Here is an 18,913-nt window from a genome sequence, read left to right on the forward strand (position 1 = left end):
TGAACCGCAAGCCCCTATAGCCCCGGCCGGAACGGCGCATCGGGCGCCGCAAGCGAAAGTTGGAACGGCACGACAACAGGACGCGCCAAGGCGCGATCCGGGGTCCGGCCACTCAAGTGGATCACGGCGAAGGTCTCTAGGAATTCCGGCCTCCTCGACCGGATGCGTGCAAAGCCGCTCCCACTCCTTCGTTCTTCTAGCGTCGCTGTGAACGCGATGGCTTCTTATGGGATAAGCAATGCAACGGCCGTGCCAATTCGAAAACTCCGCGCTTTTGGGGCTAGTTGCCGTATAATTCCTTCGAGAGTGTAATATTATTTTACGATCGTAATTTACAAATGTATAGTTATGAATATCAATATATTCTGCTGCTTTGCAGATAAAAACAGATGTAGACAAGAATTTATTCTTTAATTATTCTTTCCTCTATCGAGAGGCTGATTTTCCTTTTGCAGGGTGACATGATGAGCGGCGACGGGGACAGTTTCGGATCCCTTGACGATGTGACAACCGAGCTCGCGGGGTTGATGCAACGCGATCTCGTCTTCGTCATGCGCTTTATCGGCGAAAGTCAGCTTCTGATGCAGAACCACTTTCAAAATTTTATCCTCAAAGAATTGGCGATGACCGGGGTGACGCCACACACGCATCCGATGATCCACGCCTTCGCAGAAACGCACGCAATCATGCTGCGGGATTTCGTGTTTTCCGGTGTCTCTCTATCGCGGCAGTTTCGCATCAAGGAAATGGAGCAGCTGACAGGCGATACGATGATACGCGTCGATATATGGGACCAGCTGCGCAGCTATGTCAGTACGGGCGAAGACCAGTTCCGGAGCCAGTTGGCGACATTGCCGGCCGTTCTCGAAGACTGGAAATCGCCTGGGAGCCAAAAGAAATGACCCCTTCGAACAGTGCGCCGAACGAGCAGGGCCAAGAGGCGTTTGCGCTGACCAGACGTCGGGCTGAGGCCGTTGCCATCGTCTCGTCACTCACCGCCAAGGCCCTGAAGGTCTCGCAAGCAATCGCCGGCGTCGAAATGGAGGTGCTTCGACTCGAACTGGAGATTGACCGGAATCCGGCAGACCGCAAGCTGGTGCAGGAATTGCATGACACCGAAGAGAGCGCTGCAGCGATGCGGGAGACCCTGGCGGAATGTGCAGGGGAAATCGAGGCGGCTGAGGAGGATKTGGCAGCRCTCGATCATTTGATCGCCGTGGCGAGGGGAGGATGAGATGGATCAGCATGCAACGCCCAGCCCGAGCCTGTTCGACCTTCTGGCACGCCAGTGGCAGCGGCGGGCGGCCGTTACCAGGCTATGCTTCAACGGTGACGGCACCTTGCTGGCGATATCGGCTGCAGATGGGACGGTGGCGCTGGCGCGCCTTGCCGACAACGAGCCGCCGGAAGCACGCATCACCGTTGATAACGGCCAGGCCATGATCCGCCCGCGCGAGGGCAAGGCGTCTCCGCTCATCAACACACGCATACAGGAGGCGACGCAGCTTTCGGCAGGGCCGGAAGGCGGCTTTCTGGCGTTGACTGCCAAGGGTGAGCTCCTGCAGATCAACCGCGGCGGCGAGATCGACGGAAAGCGGCTCGCAGACCAAAGTCCCATTTCGGCTTTCGCTCATTGCATGTCCACGGGACTAACCGCAGTCACCGTGCGAGGCCGCTTGCGACTGCAGGCGCGAGATGCCGGAGAGATCACGAATATCGATCTCGGTGCTGCGGCCATGGAATTGCTGTCAATCTCCCGGGACGGCGCATGGATAGCGATGGCCGGCGGCAACGGCCTCCGCATCCATGCCGCATCGGCTCCCGGCGAGCCGATAGGCGATCTTGCCCTTCCGCATCGACCGCTGACACTCGAATGGAGCCCGAATGGCGGCTGGCTGGGCTGCGGGATGCAACAGGGCGGGCTCCTGCTGGTGGACCGGGAGACGGGAAGCCATCTGGAATTGCCCGACTTCCCCGGCCCTGTCGGCACGATAGGCTGGAGTGCCGCATGCGATGCGTTGTTCGCATCAGGCGCCTATCGCATTGCCGGATGGCGGCCAGATACACCTTCGCTTTCCGACAAGGTTCAGGGCGCGCTTTTCACCGGCCGCGCCGGCTTTGTCCTAGTGGCCGCAGTCGCGGCACACCCGACGCGGAGGTTGGCAGCGGCGGCCTATGTGAATGGCAGGGTTGTCGTTGCGCCCATTGGTGCACCCGAGGAACTGGCTGTCCGTGAGGACGGTGGACCTGTGACTGCACTGACGTGGTCGCCGAACGGCCGCCACCTGGCGATTGGAGACGCACTTGGTAACGTGGCGATCGTCACATTCCCGGATGAGCTCTTCAAGCAGTGATCGCCGTAATGACAAGGGAGGAAAAGATGCAGACAGAAGTGACCGCAGAGGAAAAGAGCAAGGACGCGTTTTTCGAAAAGATCGCAAGGCTTTCCGAGGAGATGGTAGCTGTCCACGGCAAGGAATTCAGCATGGGAGCGCTGGTTTTGGGCGCCCGCTGGATAGCCGAAGGTCGCGTCAAAGTCGATGCGAAGACCAACTGACACGTCGACTAACGAGAAGGCCGACAGCTTTCATCACATAGCTACAGATCTTCCGCTTCAGCTGAGGTGCGAGCCGGCAACCCGCTGGCTACGCTCCTCCTGATAGAGAAGGCAGACTGTCCTGAGAACGGAGGCAAGATTGGACATTCCGCCATAAATCTCAAGCGCCTCCGCATAAAGCTGGGATATGAGGCCGGAGGTCGAAAGGCCCTCCATTTTCGCCATTTCTTCCAGTGCCTCCCAGAATGCGGCTTCGAGGCGCACGCTGGTGGAATGTCCCGATATCCTGATCGAGCGACTGACCTTGCGAAATTGCTGCGAACTCTGTCCTGTCAACACCCTACACATCATCATTTCTCCTCCCGCGAGATTATGCTTATGGCAAACAATCGTCCTCAAGCCTCAGCACGAAGCGTTGCCCGATCAAGGAGACCGCGCAACGCTCAGGCCGATCGGCATATGTCAGGGAATAAGCACCGCACGGCCATGAATCTTGCCGTTGTGCAGATCCTTGAGTGCTTGATTTGCATCCGCAAGCCGATATTCGACCGTGGTCAGATCGACGAGACCGCGGTCGGCCAGTGCCATCAGCTCCACCAGTTCGGCCCAGGTGCCGACCAAGTTGCCGATGATGTTCTTCTCGGTGATCACCATATCGACCGTCGGTACGCGTATGTCCTCGCCATAGCCGACGACGTAGTAGCTTCCCATCGGTCGGGTCATGGCAAGGCCCTTGGTTGTCGTACCCTTCTCACCGACAAAGTCGATCACGGCCTCGGCACCCTGGCCTCCGGTCAGCTGCAGCACGGCCTCAACCTCGTTCCCATCGGCCTTGACGAGCCTGTCGGCACCGATCTTGCCGGCGAGCTCCAGCGACGCATCCGATTTGTCGACGACGATCACGTCGGCGGCACACATCGCCTTGAGGCACTGGATTCCGATGTGGCCAAGGCCGCCGGCACCGATCACGACGCAGGCTTCGCCGGGCAGGAGGTGCCGGGTTGCCTTTTTGACCGCGCGATAGGCGGTGAGGCCGGCATCCGCATAAGGGGCCACCTCCTTGGGCGCCAGCGTCTTCGGCAGCGCAACTATGTTACGCTCCGAAGTGCAGAGATATTCGGAATAGCCGCCGTTGCAATCGAGACCGGGGAACTTGCCGGGCCCATGCATATCGAAGCCGCGCCGGCAGGCAAGGCAGGTGCCGCCCGAGATCTTCGGATGGACGATGACGGGATCGCCGACCTTGATGCCCTCGACCTCCTTGCCGATCGCCTCGACCCAACCGGCATTCTCGTGCCCCATGATCAGCGGCAGCAACGCATTGCCGTTCGGGTCCATGTGCGGCCGCCAGATGCCTTCGATAATGTGCAGATCGGTACGGCAGACACCTGCGCCGCCGATCCGGACGATGACGTCGGTCGATTTGGTGATCTTGGGGTCGGCAACATCCTGCAGCGAGACCCACTGGTCGGCCGTCAGGTTGTCGTCATATTTGGTCAAAATTTGCGCTTTCATGCTTCGCCTCCTCCGTTGCCGGGATTGCTTCCGGTCGAAAGATACGCAGCAAGTCTTATACCATAAGGAAATCGTCAAAAATATCAATCACATGACAGAAAATCGTACCCTCGGCGGCGTACAGTGCCTGAACGTATCCAGCAGCGACGCTGTCCAGTTTCTGTCCATTGCGCCAGCCCACGGGGCTGGTAGCCTGTTCAGCTTGATGCATGAGGAGGAGACATGCAGCATCTATCCGGAATGGACCGCGCCCGCTTAGCTCTCGAAAAAGGCGATCGCTTTCCCGTCGGCGCATTGCAGCCGATGGTGGCCGAAAGCTGGCAACGCTGCCGTAACGCCAACCTCGATCCGCGGGGCACGCCACGCCGCAGCGTACTGGCATTTGCAGAAGTCAAACGCCGACGCGAGGCCAATGCAGTAATGCGCCTGCTTGCTCTTGCCGAGATGCAACTGCTCTACTCACAGATTGCCGGCTCGAATTTCATGATCGCGTTTGGTGATGCCGACGGGATCGTGCTCGACACGATCAGTGACCAGCATTTCGCCGACAGCGATGCCGGCCGCTCGATCATTCCCGGAAGCACGTGGAATGAGAGCGAACGCGGTACAAATGCGCTCGGCCTCGCCGGCATGACGGGCRCACCCGTGGCGATCTACGGGCGCGAACACTATTTCGCTTCACATGGGCATCTGAGCTGCATGGCCGCGCCAATCTTCAATTCGGCCGGCGAAATCCTCGGCCTGCTGGATGCCTCCTGCGTGAACGAGGCACGTCAGGAGCACACCCATGCGCTTGTGCGCATGGCAGCGGCGCAGATTGAGAACAGCCTCATGTATCAGGCCAGCGCCAAAAGCTTTGTCTTCGCATTTCATCCGCGGGCGGAATATCTCGACACCTTGTCGGCCGGGCTCCTCTCGGTCTCGCTCGAAGGCGAGGTTCTTTCGGTCAACCGGCCGGGCCAGGCGCTCCTTGCGGGACTGCCGGCCACGCCGGGCCAGCCCTTCGACAGCCTTTTCGAAGCGGGCTTCGGTCCTGCGATGGATGGGCTTTTGAACGGTGGCGTCGTGCGCCTGCGCGACCGGGCCGGCAGCGGCGTGTTCATGGTCTGCCGGCAGATCGGCGAACGCGGAAAGGTGAACATCAAATCTGTCTCGCCAGCGATACCGTCGCTCTTGCGACGCCTTGATGCACCGGATTTTGTTGCCGACGATCCTCAGATCAAGCGCTCGCTCATTGATATCGCCGAAGCGGCAGCTCTGTCGCTGCCCGTGCATATCACGGGGGAAACCGGCACCGGCAAGGAGCTGATGGCAAGACATGTTCATCGGCTGAGCGGTCGCAAGGGCGAGTTTGTGGCAGTCAATTGCGGCGCGGTGCCCGAAGAGCTTTTCATCGCCGAAATCTTCGGCCACGAACGCGGTGCCTTTACCAACGCGCGTAACGAAGGCTCGCCGGGGCTGGCACGCGCTGCAGACCGCGGCACCCTGTTCCTGGACGAGGTTGCCGACATACCGCTCGCAGCCCAGACGTCGCTTCTGCGGTTCCTCGACAGCATGGAAGTTCGTGCCGTCGGCGGACAAAAGACGCAGAAAGTGGACGTGCAGATCGTTTCCGCCACCAACCGCGACCTCGAAGAAATGGTCGCCGCGCGGCAGTTCCGCAGCGATCTCTACTACAGGCTCAACAGTTTTCTCGTCCGATTGCCGCCGCTGCGTTTGCGGACAGACTTCGGAAGCGTCGTTCGGCATCTCATGGATCGCATGGCACCCGGCACGGCAGTGACTGATGCCGCAGTCGCGGCGATCTCGCAACGAACATGGCCAGGCAACATACGCGAACTGAAGACCGTGCTACAGCGGGCGCTGGTGCGACGTCGCTCGGGCTATATCGACGAGAGCTGCTTCGACGGCGCAACGCCCGCGGCTCATCCATTCGCGGATTGTTGCGACGAATGTCGCAACCGGCCGCTCACCCGCAGCAAGTGTCAGGAAATCCGCGCCGTCTATCACAGAGCCGGAAAAAACATAGCAAAGACGGCGCGAGAACTCCACCTTTCCAGGACGACAGTCTACAAACATGTGAACGGTGCCGACTAAAGATAGCGTCCTGAGCGTCATAGCACTTCGACCTTGTAGCAGTCAGGATCGCTGATGAAGAAGAAGCGGGCCAGCTGTCGTCCATTATGCTTGAAATCGCGCGCGGGGCACGGGAAAGCGGGTCGCGTCACATGAGGGCGTGAAGAAGAACAGCCGGAGGAACTTCAGCGTCAGCGGTGCGAAAGCAGAAGCGGGATCGACTGCCCCACGTCCTCGTGTGACGCTTTCGGGCCAGACTCGCCAGCAATCGCAGCCCTCGCGCTCGAGGCCGGCCTTGCACTCCCCTCACCTGCCCGGCCGCACCAACGACCGTGCGATATCGATGATGTCATCGCGCGAAGCGGTCCGGTCCTCGCAACAACACTTGCTGTCTAGGAGCGTCCAGCTGGCGGGCAATCGAACAAAACCGGCGTCGCTTCATCGTCTGAACGTGCGCCCGATGGCTTGCGCCGCTTTTGCTTCTACCCCACAGGCCCACGAGATCGGAACATATCAAGCCGAACTGAAAGATCGGCATTGTCATGCGATGAACGCTCTCGCTTTGGTGGTGGACAATGCGCATAATGGCGTTGCGGAGGCGTGCATTCAAATCGTGCGTCCTGTGTGCACTGGGAGGAGGGCCCAATGACCACGATCCATCAGAGGCTGTATCGCGAGCGGCTGACATCTGCAGATACGGCGGTCGCAATGGTTCCGTCCGGGGCCAAGGTCGCGATGCCACTGGCCGCCGGTCAGCCACCGGCTGTCCTTGCCGCGCTTGCGCAACAGGCCCGCGCGCGCGCCATCGAGAATGTGCGGCTCTACTATCTTCTCTGCACGGGCGTTGCAGGCACCAGTGTGTTCGATTTCGAGCTGCGCGACCTGATTGTCCCGATGAGCTACTTTCATTCAGGCGTGGAGCGTGCGCTCGACAAGAGAAGATTGGCGGAAGCGATGCCCGCCGTCGAGCTGGTGCCCTGTCATTTCAGTCAGGTGCCGCGCTCGTTGGTCGAGCATGTTGGCGTGGACACGTTGATTGCGACTGTGTCGCCAATGGACGCCGATGGCAATTTCAGCCTTGGCGCCAGCACCGACTATGCGCTGACGGTATCGCGAAAGCCTGGAATCCGCCTCATCCTCGAGGTCAATCGCAATATGCCCTATGTGCGGGGCGATTGCATGATCCCTTTGTCGAGCGTGACAGCGCTGGTCGAAAACGACATCAGCCTGCCCGTGTTGCCGGCTGCCGCGCGTAATGAGGTAGATGATGCGATCGGCGCGATCATTGCCGGTCTGGTGGACGATGGCGACTGCCTGCAGATGGGGATCGGTGCTTTGCCCGACGCAGTGTGTTCCGGGCTTTCCCGGCACAGCCACCTTGGTATCCACACGGAAATGATGACGCCGGGTCTCGCCAGCCTCGTCAAGGCGGGCGTGGTCGACAATAGCCGCAAGCAGACACATACCGGACGCTCCATCTTCACCTTTGCGCTTGGAGATCAGGCGCTCTATGATTTCCTGAACAACAATCCGGCGGTTGAGGCCTATCCCGTCGACTATGTGAACAATCCCTTCGTTATCGCCCGAAATGATCGCGTCGTTTCGGTCAACGCGACGCTGCAGATTGATTTAAACGGCGCGTGCAATTCCGAGTTCATGAACGGGAGGCAGTTCAGCGCGTCCGGCGGCCAGGTTGATTTCGTGCGTGGCGCTTATGCCTCGCGTGGGGGACGATCGATCATCGCCTGTCATTCGACTGCGGCAAAAGGCACGCTCTCGCGGATCGTTCCGGCGTTAACCGGACCGGTGACAACAGCGCGCAACGACACGCATATCGTCGTCACCGAGTATGGATGGGCGGACCTTAAGGGCAAGTCCGTGGCCGAGCGGGCTAGAGCGCTGATCGGGCTCGCGCATCCCGATTTTCGCGAGGAGCTGGACCGGACAGCGAGAGGCGCAGGGCTTTGCTGAATTTCATGTTGATCGCGTGTTTGAGATCGAGGTCGCGCGCGTCTGCGTGAGGACTGCCCGATAGGGCAAGCGCGCATGCCGAAGAGCTTGCCGAAGCTGCGCCTCCCGAAGGGCGCTCGACCCGGTGATGGAGCGCCCGCATACGCTGCGCGGGATCGTGCTTCTGCGAACGGGTCCTTTTAGCGACCGGTCGTCGGCGAGAAGGGGTTTGGAACGGGGTCGGTCGATCATCTGTGGATTACTTCAGAAAGTTCTAAAGAAAGGTTGTCGTCAGGCGTCAGGCTGGTAGCGTTCGTGCAGTCACCTTACTTTGTGCGGACCTGACTGTGATGACACTCTAACTGCCCCGCAATAAATGGCCAGTTCGATAGAAGTGGCGGGCGCGATCATCGGTTCTTCGTTCGTGCTGACGAGGAAGAGCGGAGCGAAATTGAGCCTGAAGGCAAGGGCGCGATCGAGACGGACGAGATCGTCGCGGGGCTGAAGGCTGTTATGCCGATGGCGTCCCTTGCATGGTCCATGAAATGGGCGATCGGATGAAAAGACAAGCCGAGGAGGCGGCAACATTCGAAGCCGGACTCCGCAACCCTTGAAGAGACAATATTTCGATTGCCGGCAATATCAAGAGCTTGGCCAACGAACAGTCATCGCCGCCCTCGCTTTTGTGTGAGGGGAATAGGGGTTGACGTGGGCGTCGGTGGCCGACACCTGAGCTCACGGGCCTGACGTTCCACACCGCGCCGGCTCGTCAGTGATATTACGGCGAATGCCCAAAAGTAAAAATCCCTGATGGCATTGACAAAACTCTCGCGTGCAATGTCTAATCGTTAACATAGTTGAGTGCGGATGGATTTTCCTGCATTTTCACTGAACAACCAAGATAAATCAGGCTTCTGTCGTCGTTCAATACTGCATTTCTCTGGGGGATGGGATGTCGGTTGGCATACATAGCAAAGCCATATACGTATACACAGATGCGCGAATGCTTCCGGCAGCATGCTGCACGCTTTTATCTGTTGCACGTAATAGTCAAGAGAACGACATCAAGCTGGTGATCGTCGGCATCGATTTGCCTGAGGACCAGAAAGCTGGCGTTGCTACCTTCAACGCGGTGAACGGCATCGATATCGACGTCGTCGATTTTACCCTTCCCGCCGATACACCTGGAACGGCAGGCCGCTGGCACAAATCGACGCTTGCGCGCCTCTATCTCGACGAGCTGATGGGCAAGGTGCTGGAGCGGGTTCTTTACCTTGATGCGGATATATTGGCTGTCGGCAATGTCTGCCCGCTCTTCGATGTCGATCTCAACGGCAAGGCGATCGGTGCCGTTAACGACTACGTCGTTGCCTTCCCCGAGAAAATCAGACAGCGGGAGCAGGAACTCGGCCTCGACCGGGGCGCGGGATATTTCAACGCTGGGGTATTTCTGTTGGATTGCGCCGTCATCCGGGCCGGCGGTTTTTTCGAAACGGCGCGTTCGCTGCTCAGATCGGGGCGATGCTTTGCCTCCAACGACCAGGATATTCTCAATATTGCCTTTCGTGGGACGTGGCAGCGGCTGGACAACCGGTGGAATGTCCAGACCGGGACCATGCCTTACATCCGCAATCCTGTGCTGCTGCATTTCACTGGACGTCGCAAGCCGTGGCATTTGTCGGTGCAGACAGGGCAGTCGGTCTATGCCGAGATCTATTCGAGCATGCTTTCGAAAACGTCGTGGTCGGGATTTGTCAGCCGTCGCAGTCGTTCCCGAAAGGCGGCCGATTATCTTCTGTCGCTTGGCAAGCGCGCCGGCGCAATGAGCCGCTCCCAACAGCTGAAGGCATATTTTGGCTCGAGTGAGGTCTCAATGGATGAAAGGAATCCCAGACCTGAAAGCTCCGGAAGCCAGGTCTTTCATACACAGGGGGCCGATGCCTGGCGCACATTCTTCAATCGCTTTTCGTATATCGTTCTTGTCGCCAATAGCGAGGCGCTCGACCCGCAGTCGATGCGGACGGAGTTTCCCGGCGATACGTTGTTCGTCTTCTTCAACAAGGTCTACAAGGTTCTCGACAACAGTTTCCCCGGGCATGCCATTCTTGTGGCGCGCAGTGGTATGATGGGCGCCAATATCGTCCATCGGCGGGAGGTGGATGAGGTCCTGAAATTCTTCACTTCGGACAAGTTCCTCGGCGTTCTGAATATCCGTACCGCACCCGAGGAGCGCTTCAGTCCCGTCGAAGCATTCAACGGGGCGACAGTCATGTACAGCGACCTCGAGACGCTGATGTCGGGGCACTATCCACCGGACAAGATCCCGACGAGCGGCTTTGCGCTGGTTGCGTGGATGCGGGAGCTTCAGGTGACGCCGAAGATCGTGCTCGCCGGATTTTCCGGGAAACGGAGTGCGCGCTGGAAGGTCTTCGACGTTCATGACTGGACATTCGAGCGGATCTATTTCAGGCTTCTGGTGCGAAGGGGTATCATCACCAGCGCTGAACATGCGAGGCCGTCACGCTTCGATCTTCTGACCGAGCATTTTCCGGATGCGAAATGCGAGGAGATCCAGACGGCGACCAACGATGCGCTCTCCACGCGGCTCGATCATGCGCTGACCCTCATCGACGGCCTGATGTCACTAACCAAATGGCAGCGGGCACTCGATCAGGCCTTCCGCAAGGCGCGGCCAAAGACCCGCAAGCAGCGCGCGCTCGACTCCCAGAAGAAGCAAGCTTCCTGAATGCAATACATAATTTGTGCCAAGGAGAGATTGATATGACCGATATCGTCAACATCTACGTTGGTTTTGATTCAAAAGAAGTTGTCGCCCATCACGTGCTATCCCAAAGTATTCTGGAAAAGTCGAGCGTGCCGGTGAGAATCACGCCGATCTACCTGTACAATATCGAAAACACGTTTACGCGTGAACGCAATGCCCTGCAGTCGACCGAGTTCTCCTTCTCGCGCTTCCTGACGCCCTATCTCAGCCAGTATGAGGGATGGAGCCTCTTCATGGATTGCGACATGCTGGCGCGCACGGATATTGCCGAGCTCTGGGCGCTGCGCGATGAGCGCTATTCCGTCATGTGCGTGAAGCACGATTACCAGCCGAAGGTCGAAACGAAGTTTCTCGGACAGGTGCAGACGAAATATGAAAAAAAGAATTGGTCGAGCCTGATCCTCTTCAACAACGCGAAATGCAGGGCGCTGACGCCTGATTATGTCAACACCGCAACCGGGCTGCAGTTGCACCAATTCAAGTGGCTCGACGGCGACGATCTGATCGGCGAGCTGTCAGTCACCTGGAACTATCTCGTCAACGAATATGACAAGCGCGATGACGCGAAGATCGTGCATTTCACAGATGGCGGACCCTATTTCGACGAATACAGGAACGACGATTACGCCGAGGAATGGTTTGCGACGCGCGAGCGCATGCTGCATGTCCAGCAGCGCGGCTGACCGGCATGCCGGGCGGATGGGGCGTTTATCGAAGGCCCAGCCTCCCAAAACGGAGTAACTTCGCGGTGAGCAGGCCTGGTGACCTTGCCCCTGAGGTGCCCCCGATTTTGTACGGCCGTCGACGGCGACAGGAGGGCGCACCATGCTTCAGGAACGCGCGTTCCCTATCATCCATGAATTGATCAAAGATGCCGTTTCGCGGGTTCGAATCCCGTCTTCCCCGCCGGCCATGATCGGAAGAGGAGAGCATCGTGTCGGCAAGCAACGAGTGGACGAAATGGCACCTCACACCCGTGGATGGGAAGAGGGTGACAGCAAAACTGGCGAGTGTCGCGAGTTCATTGCATCTGCGTTTTCCGGCTTGATGTCACCAACAAAATGACATCGATCAGTGGAGATACCGAAGCCATTGCTGCGTTGCGCGCGCAATTTGAAGACGCGCCGAATGACCCTCGATGATGCATCGGCCGTACCACACCAGCCTGACGACGGAGGGTTGCAGCTTGTAAAATTTTCGCGGAGGATGCGTGCGACATATAACGCGTCGAGCGTGAAGGTTCAATCGTGAACGATGGCCTTATCGAAGTTGTGCTTGATGGCTTGGTAGCCGTCGTTATCTTCCTTAGTGCGGCAACCCTAATCGCGATGGCAGCAGCATTTGCCTCTCTCATCGGTCATGTCGCTGGAATTGTGCACGAGCCAGGCGCGACAGTCTGGCTGTTCGCAACATCTGGTATTCTTTTACTGTCAACTATTTTGTCGGTTCTCGCCGCAATAGCGGCTCAACATCTCGGCGTCGGCTGATCCCGCTGAAAAGGCGCGAATGTTCCCCAAGCCGAGTTGGGCCAGCGAATCGGTCAGCGCCAAACGTTCGTTTCAGAATTTGAGCTTGGTTAAAGGCGCCTCGCCGCGGCAGAGTTCGTAAAGGTCAGCTGAGCGATCGGTGCCGATTCGTACTCCATCATGAAGAAGCCTGGAACAAACTGGTTCAAATCATGTTGCATGCAGAATGAGCAACACAGAACAAAAAGCCAGCAACGGCATGATCAAGTTCGTGCTGACCATCTTCGTCATCGCGATGATTGTCGCGGTGGCCTACCTGGTGTTCTTTACGACCGGTCAGTCCCTGCAGTAGCACTTGGGATGCTCTGTCAAAGCGCCCGTCACAGATCTCGACCGGGTGGTTCATAGTGGTGCACGCGACTCGAATTGGATGACGCCGTCAGCCAGCCAATACGACCGTATGACGTTCACCTCTTGTATTGATCCACAACTTAGGCGATTTTCTCATGTCCTGACTTTTCTGGCGGGCTAACCCGGAGGTTGATTATGAGTGTCAAGGCTCTACTTGGATCTTCGCTTCTCTCATGTACGCTTGCTCTTGCAGTCTTCGTCTCACCGATCGCGGTCCCCGCGGACGCGAGCGCTCAGGTTATCATCGGCTCCGGCAGCAGCCTAAACCACGGACGAGGTATATCCTGCCCTCAGGGCGCGCGGCTGCTTCGTACTCGAGGCTTTCGCGGTGTCCGTCAGGTTAATTGCCGCGGCAGGTACTTTACCTATCGCGCAGTCCGCAACGGGGTGCGCTACGAGATCGGGGTCCGTCAAAGAGATGGGCGCATCGTCGATCAGCGGCGCACTAGCCAACGGCAGTAGCGCCTTCATCCCGGCCACCACCAATGCTGGCTACGACAAAGCGCGCCTCGGCTAAGCGCGCGGGCTGTGGTGGTGGGAATCGTTGGGAGTACTCCCAAGATTAGCTTCCAAGGTACGCCGGGAAGACCACGGTCATTTGCCCTATCGGGCAGCCCTTCCTTCGCAGATCGGCGGGTCGCGACGCCTTCCAGCTACGAGGACGTGTTGTTCCGATCAGATCATTGCCTTTCGGCTATTTTGGCTTTCGAACGACCTTGGCCGTGAAGCGCAGTGCACGTGAGCGGTTTTACCTTCCGCCTGCGCGGGGGAGCCAGAACTTCGGCGTTTAGCACAGTGGAAGCGCACGGTTTAACCTGACGCGCCTGGCGCCGTTGCTTGAGGACGTCCACGAACGGCTGGCCTGTCGTTATCGAGAACCTGGACTGGCTAGATTTCATAGACCGCTACGATCGGCCTGGCACGCTATCTATCTTGACCCACCCTACTTCGGCTGCGAGGGGACTACCGGAAGGCTCTGTTCAGCCGAGAGCATTCACAAAGATCGCTAACAGGCTGGCGCAGCTGAAAAGCCGCTTCGTGCTTTCCATCCGCGAGATATTCAGGGGCTTTGCCTTCGAGGGCGTGGACCTGAACTACACGATCGGCGCCATAGCAATGGGACGGCCGCTCGAGAGTTGATCATCATGCCGCGCTCGATCGACCCGTCTTGAAAAACGGGCCTCCTTGGACCCAGTCACCCCTCCTGCTTTTGGGTCTGAGGGACGCCTGGGGACATCCAGCAAGGAAAGGGCGGTTCTCTCCGGCACACCCGGGCCGGATCGCGCCTCGACCATGATCAGGACTCCGCCCAGCAGCGGGCTTCATCCTGAACGCGCGATCCCCACGCCCCGATGAGATCCCGCCGGCGCAGCGCTCCGCCGCTTGGGCGTCCGTATCCTCGAGTTCATTGATGCTGGTGTAACGATCGCACGCGCCTGGTTGAGGATCTCTATCGAGATCTCGGCGCGGACGACCGCATCGTAGGAGTACTTTTCCTTTCGCTTCCCCAAATTGCCTATCGGGTGAGACCGCGAGAACGATCGATGGCGCGCCGCTGGTATTCCGAAATGATCTCTTCATTGCTCTGCATCCGCACCGCCTGCTGCAGAACCTGTAACCGCCCCTGCATCGCTTCAAAGGTGCGGCGCTGTGCCGGCGACACGCGATTGGCGACATCCTGCTCGCCGCGCAGGATCGCGTTCCTGCCGAAACGCTCGTCGAGTGCCCAGCTGACGGCAACGAACTCCTGTTGGATGCGCGGATCGAGTGTGCCGACGGTAACGTCTACTTTCGCCACCCTGTCCTTGTTCCTCTTCTTTTTCATGTCGGTCACCAGTTGTTTGAGCGCGTCCTCGGCTGGTGTCGACAGACCGGGAATGGCAACCGCCATACGTCGCCGCTCCTCAGTAACGGCCTGGATCTCCGTGTCGAGGGCAGTGATCCAGGACGCGCCGAGCAAACACACGCGGCCGACCGCTTCCTGCACCGCCAGCAGTGCCTCCTTCCGTTCCCGCCCTGCGGCGAGCAGCTTGTTCATGATGCGATCGGAGCCCCGCAGCGCACCATAGGCGGCGGGATCATTGCTGACAGCCGCAGCGATCCGCTCGCCAGCAAAACCCTTGACGAGGAGTTCCTCAATCGTTGCGACCGCACCGGCGGGATCGCGCCAGATGCGCGTCGCTGTCTCGGCGAGCGCGGCGCGATAGTGACGATAGTGCAGGACCGCGGTTGCACGTGTTCGTGCCTCCTCGTCCACCGGCGTTTTGAACTCGGTCACGGCGGCAAGCATCGGCAACATGGACACCGCCTCCTTTCCGGCTTCGACGCTGGCGCCGGCAACGATCTTGCTGCGATCCTGCCGTTCGGCCAGATGCTGTTCCTCCGCAAAGCGCCTGATGACAGTGAACAGGCGGTCGAGCTTTTCGCCGCGCTCCGGAACGAGATCTTCCGGCATGCGCTCGGCCATGTTGCGCTCGGCAATCGCATCGGCCTTCGGGGCAAAGGCGCTCCAGCCGAAGCGTGCGGTCAAGGCATCGTTGACGGCTTTGACCTCCTGGACCAGCAGGCGGTCCTCGACGGCGCAGGCGAAGGCGGTCTTGTAGGCGTCGTCGCCACCGCGCTCGCGAATGACCTCGATTTCGACAAGGCGCGCCATTGCCGACTTCGACAATGCCGGGATCGGTAAGGACATGTGGGCGCGGCGTTGCTCCTCGCGGATGCCGAACCGCTCTGCCTGCCGGCGGAACTCGGTAGCATGGGCACGCGCAAGCGGCAGCAACTCCGACAGGGCAGTTATGGCCGCGTCGCGCTCGTCGCGAGCAACACGACCGTCGACCAGGAGATCGGAACCACGAAGGCGTCCGAGCCGATCAGGTGCGGCAGCCAGATCGTCAGCGAGCTTGCGGGGTTCGATCGCCGCGTCCGATGCCAGCGCGGTCAGGCCGACCAGCGCTTCATCCGGATTGCGATAGATCTTTTCGAGCACCGGACGCAGGATAGCTTCCCGTTCCTTCCATCGCTCCGAGGCGAGCTGTGCGCGACGCGCGTCCTCGTCGACGCTGCGGGCAAACATGATCGTGGGCGGGATCAGATATTTTCCGTCGACCGGGATTTCGGATGCGAGCCTTTCGTTCTGGGTCTCATTGTAGGAAATGCGCCGCTCGCGCTCGATCGCAAAACCTAGCGCCACGCTCGCCCGCTCCCAGAGTTTCGCCACCTGCTCCTTCTTTTCCGCAATCCACGCCAGCCGCCCCGAAACACCCTCCTCCATCCCGGCCGCGACCGCGGCAAGCGTGTCGATACCGCGGCGCCGCCCGAAATCCTGCGCGTGCGCCCGGTAACCTTCCTCGCTCTCGAAATCGAGCGTCGTCGTCTTGGCACCGGATCGGCCAAGACGCTCCACAAGCTGTTTGAACAATTCCGGCCGATGGCTCTCGCGTTCGATCCGCCCCTGGCGGGTTTCTGCGGATTCGACCTGCCTGGCGGTCCAGACATTGCGATCAACCGTCCGTTCCTCGAAACTCTTTTCGCCCGTTTTCTCGTCGATAACTGGGACAGTCACCGTGACCCGTTCGACGCCATCCTTGCGCAACGTCACGGTGTCACCTTCCGACACGCCGCCCTCTTCGAGCGCCTTCGGCAGGCTGACACCCCAGAGGCGATGAACAGCGCCATCGTCGGTTTTGACATCCGCATAGGGGCTTTCGTCAGCGTCCTCGTCATTGGGGCGGAACTTCGCCAGCCCGGTTTCCACGAGCTCGCCGGTGACGCCAGCCGCATGATCGACACGCGGCTTGCGCCCCCATTCCGGCTTCGCCTCGAAGTCCTCCTTCGCCGCATAGAGGTCGGCGCGATCACGATGACGGGTCATCGACACATAGGTCAGATGCTGATCCATCATGCCGGTGGCAAGCACGAAAGTCCGGTCGACGGTAGACCCTTGAGACTTGTGGATGGTCGCCGCATAGCCGTGGTCGACATTGCGATAGCTGTCCTCGCTGATGACGACATCGCGGCCATTATCGAGACGCACGGAGAGCAATGCGTCGCCGCGTTTGTCGCCCGTGGCAACGACAGTGCCGAGCATGCCGTTCTTCACATATTGCGGACCGAAGCTCCTTGCCCGCGGTTCAACGAAGCGGGCATTCTCAAGAAAGATGATCCGGTCGCCGACGGCGAATTCCCGCGCGCCGCGTTCCGTCTGGAAAGAGCGGTTGTCCCCCAGCGCACCCTCTCTCGTCATCACCGATCGCAGCGCCTCGTTCAGCCGCTTCACGTCATCATTGGTGTGGGCGAGCACGAGAAGCTCATCACCGCGAAGACGGCCATCATTGTCTGCCGCGGCTGACTTCTGGACCGCCTGTTGACGCGCCTCCGTCCAGTCGTCGACAATCCGCCCGATGATTTCATCTCGCATCGCTGCCTCGGCGAGATGGCCGTGCTGTGCATAGGCATCGAGACCTTTCTCGACCTCGGCGCGGGCAAAGAGCCGCGAGGCATCGCGCGCCCATTCTTCGCGCTGGCGGCGCACGCCGGCAAGTTCCGCAAAGCCGATCCGCTCGGTGATCGCCCGGAACGCCGCACCCGCCTGGATCGGCTGAAGCTGCATCGCGTCACCGACCAGGACGACTTTCGCGTGGGCGTCCTCGGCGATTTTTAGCACGCGACCCATCTGCTGCGACGACACCATGCCGGCCTCGTCGATGACAAGCACATTGCCGCGTTCGAGCAACTCGCGGCCGCCGGCCCACGCCAGTTCCCAGGAGGCCAGTGTCCGGGACTTGATGCCGGAACTGTCTTCGAGCCCTTCGGCCGCCTTGCCGGCCAGCGCCGCACCGATTACCCGTCGGCCTTCCTTTTGCCAGGCGACGCGTGCCGCCGCGAGCAGGGTCGACTTGCCGGCGCCCGCAAGCCCGATGACGGCAGCGATGGCGGTATCGCCCGTGACATGCCTGATAGCATCGACCTGCTCCGGATCCAGCTGGAACGGCCTTTCCGGGTCCTGGGTCTCGACACTGCTGATTGCCTTGGACACACGCTCGCCGGCCACAATGAGCCCTCGGCGATCCGCAAGCACGCGCGCCGACTGCGCCATGTCATATTCGATGCGCAGGATGTCCCGCGTGGTGAATATCGCCGGCTCCGATATCCTCCCACTCTCGGCTTCGATCTGCTGCGGCTTCAGAAGCACCAGATCGTCCGAGGCCATGAGCCGTGCGCGGATATTGGCGAAGTCGACGGGATCGTCGACATAGCGATGCAGCGCCTTGGCGATATCGCGCTCATCGAAGGTGGAGCGTTCATTGGAAAGCTGCTTCAGCAGAAGCTCCGGATCGGCCAACAGGCGGTCGGCCATATCCTGCCGGCGGGCGAGAGCGGCCGGGGCGAAATACATCTCGATCCCCTTGCGGGCGAGCGCGGCCTTCTCTGGCCCAAGATGTTTCTGCGCGATGCCGTCGAGGCCCTGTTCGGCATAGGAGCGGCCATCGAGGCGGATCTCATGGCCGGCAAGCGCCAGATGACAATTGGCTGTCTGCGCCCAGGCGATCTTCCAGGCTTTCATTGTCTCCGTGTCGCCGGCCCATAGCTTGTAGACGATCTTACCATTCGGACGATTTGGCGTGACGACCCGCAACGGCTCTCCATTCTGACCCAGGACAGACACCTTCTTCGGCCCGAACCCCTCCTCCGTCAGAGGTCTGAGCGTCGTCATCAGGTGGATGTGAGGATTGCCGTCCTTGTCATGGAACACCCAGTCGGCAACCATGCCCTTCGACGTCAGATTGTCCTGGACGAATTCCCGCACCAGCGCGATGTTCTCGGCTCGCGTCAGCTCCTCCGGCAGCGCAATGATCAGCTCCCGCGCGAGCTGTGCGTCGGCGCGCGTCTCGAAAGCATCGACCGCATTCCACAGGACCTCGCTGGCGCCGGCGACGGATTTTCCGTCGATCGCGATCTTCAGCCAGACCGGTATACCCTCAGGAAGTGCCAGCTCCTCGTGCACGAGATCCGTTGCCCCACCCCTGTAGCTGAACGAGGTGCCGGACTGCTCGTCCATCATCCGGGCGCGATGGCGATAGGCGGCCGCCGAGACGATACTGCGTCCCGCTCCCCTGCTGATCACCTGCGCTCTGACGAACATGATCGCCACTG

Annotated in this window: 15 protein-coding genes and 1 pseudogene; 12 read left to right on the forward strand and 4 right to left on the reverse strand. The window is 59.8% G+C overall.

Annotated elements, in window-relative coordinates; genetic code table 11:
* Nucleotides 1-551: 551 nt before the first annotated feature.
* The 4 genes from AC1D35_RS07385 to AC1D35_RS07400 are packed head-to-tail and all read left to right on the forward strand — an operon-like array spanning nt 552 to nt 2,557.
* Complete coding sequence (locus AC1D35_RS07385) at nt 552-902, forward strand: hypothetical protein (RefSeq protein ID WP_477938407.1); 351 nt, start codon at nt 552-554, stop codon at nt 900-902.
* The gene (locus tag AC1D35_RS07390) at nt 899-1,234 is read left to right on the forward strand and encodes a hypothetical protein (protein ID WP_477938408.1); all 336 of its coding nucleotides are present in this window, start codon (nt 899-901) and stop codon (nt 1,232-1,234) included. Before AC1D35_RS07385 ends, AC1D35_RS07390 begins: the two co-directional genes overlap by 4 nt.
* Before the next feature lies 1 nt (nt 1,235).
* Nucleotides 1,236-2,354, forward strand: coding sequence for a WD40 repeat domain-containing protein (locus tag AC1D35_RS07395; RefSeq protein WP_477938409.1), 1,119 nt, complete (start codon nt 1,236-1,238; stop codon nt 2,352-2,354).
* A 26-nt stretch (nt 2,355-2,380) separates the two neighbouring features.
* Complete coding sequence (locus AC1D35_RS07400) at nt 2,381-2,557, forward strand: hypothetical protein (protein WP_477938410.1); 177 nt, start codon at nt 2,381-2,383, stop codon at nt 2,555-2,557.
* Between the two features lie 57 nt (nt 2,558-2,614).
* Here the strand turns inward: AC1D35_RS07400 and AC1D35_RS07405 are convergent, their stop codons facing one another.
* Nucleotides 2,615-2,905: a ribbon-helix-helix domain-containing protein gene (locus tag AC1D35_RS07405; RefSeq protein ID WP_477938411.1), complete on the reverse strand. Its 291-nt coding sequence runs from the start codon at nt 2,903-2,905 to the stop codon at nt 2,615-2,617.
* 114 nt (nt 2,906-3,019) lie between these two features.
* Nucleotides 3,020-4,072 (reverse strand): NAD(P)-dependent alcohol dehydrogenase, encoded by a 1,053-nt coding sequence (locus tag AC1D35_RS07410; RefSeq protein ID WP_477938412.1) that lies wholly within the window; start codon nt 4,070-4,072, stop codon nt 3,020-3,022.
* Nucleotides 4,073-4,294: 222 nt separating this feature from the next.
* Between AC1D35_RS07410 and AC1D35_RS07415 the strand changes: the two genes are divergently transcribed.
* Nucleotides 4,295-6,169: a sigma-54-dependent Fis family transcriptional regulator gene (locus AC1D35_RS07415; protein WP_477938413.1), complete on the forward strand. Its 1,875-nt coding sequence runs from the start codon at nt 4,295-4,297 to the stop codon at nt 6,167-6,169.
* 17 nt (nt 6,170-6,186) lie between these two features.
* Here the strand turns inward: AC1D35_RS07415 and AC1D35_RS07420 are convergent.
* Nucleotides 6,187-6,282 (reverse strand): annotated as a pseudogene (locus AC1D35_RS07420) (lactoylglutathione lyase); the annotation flags it as partial.
* A 511-nt stretch (nt 6,283-6,793) separates the two neighbouring features.
* Between AC1D35_RS07420 and AC1D35_RS07425 the strand changes: the two are divergent.
* The 7 genes from AC1D35_RS07425 (at nt 6,794) to AC1D35_RS07455 (ending at nt 13,900) form a co-directional block, all read left to right on the forward strand.
* Nucleotides 6,794-8,119: an acetyl-CoA hydrolase/transferase family protein gene (locus tag AC1D35_RS07425; RefSeq protein WP_477938414.1), complete on the forward strand. Its 1,326-nt coding sequence runs from the start codon at nt 6,794-6,796 to the stop codon at nt 8,117-8,119.
* Between the two features lie 982 nt (nt 8,120-9,101).
* Complete coding sequence (locus AC1D35_RS07430) at nt 9,102-10,844, forward strand: glycosyltransferase family 8 protein (protein ID WP_477938415.1); 1,743 nt, start codon at nt 9,102-9,104, stop codon at nt 10,842-10,844.
* Nucleotides 10,845-10,879: 35 nt separating this feature from the next.
* A complete protein-coding gene (locus AC1D35_RS07435; protein WP_113297770.1) occupies nt 10,880-11,566 on the forward strand; it encodes a glycosyltransferase family protein in 687 nt (228 codons plus the stop codon).
* Between the two features lie 142 nt (nt 11,567-11,708).
* Entirely contained in the window at nt 11,709-11,948 is a 240-nt protein-coding gene (locus AC1D35_RS07440) for a hypothetical protein (protein ID WP_477938416.1), read from the forward strand.
* 182 nt (nt 11,949-12,130) lie between these two features.
* Nucleotides 12,131-12,370, forward strand: coding sequence for a hypothetical protein (locus AC1D35_RS07445; protein WP_477938417.1), 240 nt, complete (start codon nt 12,131-12,133; stop codon nt 12,368-12,370).
* A 205-nt stretch (nt 12,371-12,575) separates the two neighbouring features.
* On the forward strand, nt 12,576-12,701 hold the full coding sequence (locus tag AC1D35_RS07450; protein ID WP_477938418.1) for a hypothetical protein: 126 nt from the start codon (nt 12,576-12,578) through the stop codon (nt 12,699-12,701).
* Between the two features lie 896 nt (nt 12,702-13,597).
* Nucleotides 13,598-13,900, forward strand: a complete 303-nt coding sequence (locus AC1D35_RS07455) for a hypothetical protein (protein WP_477938419.1) — start codon at nt 13,598-13,600, stop codon at nt 13,898-13,900.
* Nucleotides 13,901-14,276: 376 nt separating this feature from the next.
* Here the strand turns inward: AC1D35_RS07455 and traA are convergent, their stop codons facing one another.
* On the reverse strand, nt 14,277-18,911 hold the full coding sequence (traA, locus tag AC1D35_RS07460; protein ID WP_477938420.1) for a Ti-type conjugative transfer relaxase TraA: 4,635 nt from the start codon (nt 18,909-18,911) through the stop codon (nt 14,277-14,279).
* Nucleotides 18,912-18,913 lie beyond the last annotated feature (2 nt).

The organism is Rhizobium sp. P1_E6, from assembly GCF_056405875.1.

Excerpts from the sequence above, each read along its gene's own strand:
- AC1D35_RS07385 (WP_477938407.1), top strand. The coding sequence starts at position 552 with ATGCGCTTTATCGGCGAAAGTCAGCTTCTGATGCAGAACCACTTTCAA.
- AC1D35_RS07395 (WP_477938409.1), top strand. The coding sequence starts at position 1,236 with ATGGATCAGCATGCAACGCCCAGCCCGAGCCTGTTCGACCTTCTGGCA.
- AC1D35_RS07400 (WP_477938410.1), top strand. The coding sequence starts at position 2,381 with ATGCAGACAGAAGTGACCGCAGAGGAAAAGAGCAAGGACGCGTTTTTC.
- AC1D35_RS07405 (WP_477938411.1), bottom strand. The coding sequence starts at position 2,905 with ATGTGTAGGGTGTTGACAGGACAGAGTTCGCAGCAATTTCGCAAGGTC.
- AC1D35_RS07410 (WP_477938412.1), bottom strand. The coding sequence starts at position 4,072 with ATGAAAGCGCAAATTTTGACCAAATATGACGACAACCTGACGGCCGAC.
- AC1D35_RS07425 (WP_477938414.1), top strand. The coding sequence starts at position 6,794 with ATGACCACGATCCATCAGAGGCTGTATCGCGAGCGGCTGACATCTGCA.
- AC1D35_RS07430 (WP_477938415.1), top strand. The coding sequence starts at position 9,102 with ATGCTTCCGGCAGCATGCTGCACGCTTTTATCTGTTGCACGTAATAGT.
- AC1D35_RS07435 (WP_113297770.1), top strand. The coding sequence starts at position 10,880 with ATGACCGATATCGTCAACATCTACGTTGGTTTTGATTCAAAAGAAGTT.
- AC1D35_RS07440 (WP_477938416.1), top strand. The coding sequence starts at position 11,709 with ATGCTTCAGGAACGCGCGTTCCCTATCATCCATGAATTGATCAAAGAT.
- AC1D35_RS07450 (WP_477938418.1), top strand. The coding sequence starts at position 12,576 with ATGAGCAACACAGAACAAAAAGCCAGCAACGGCATGATCAAGTTCGTG.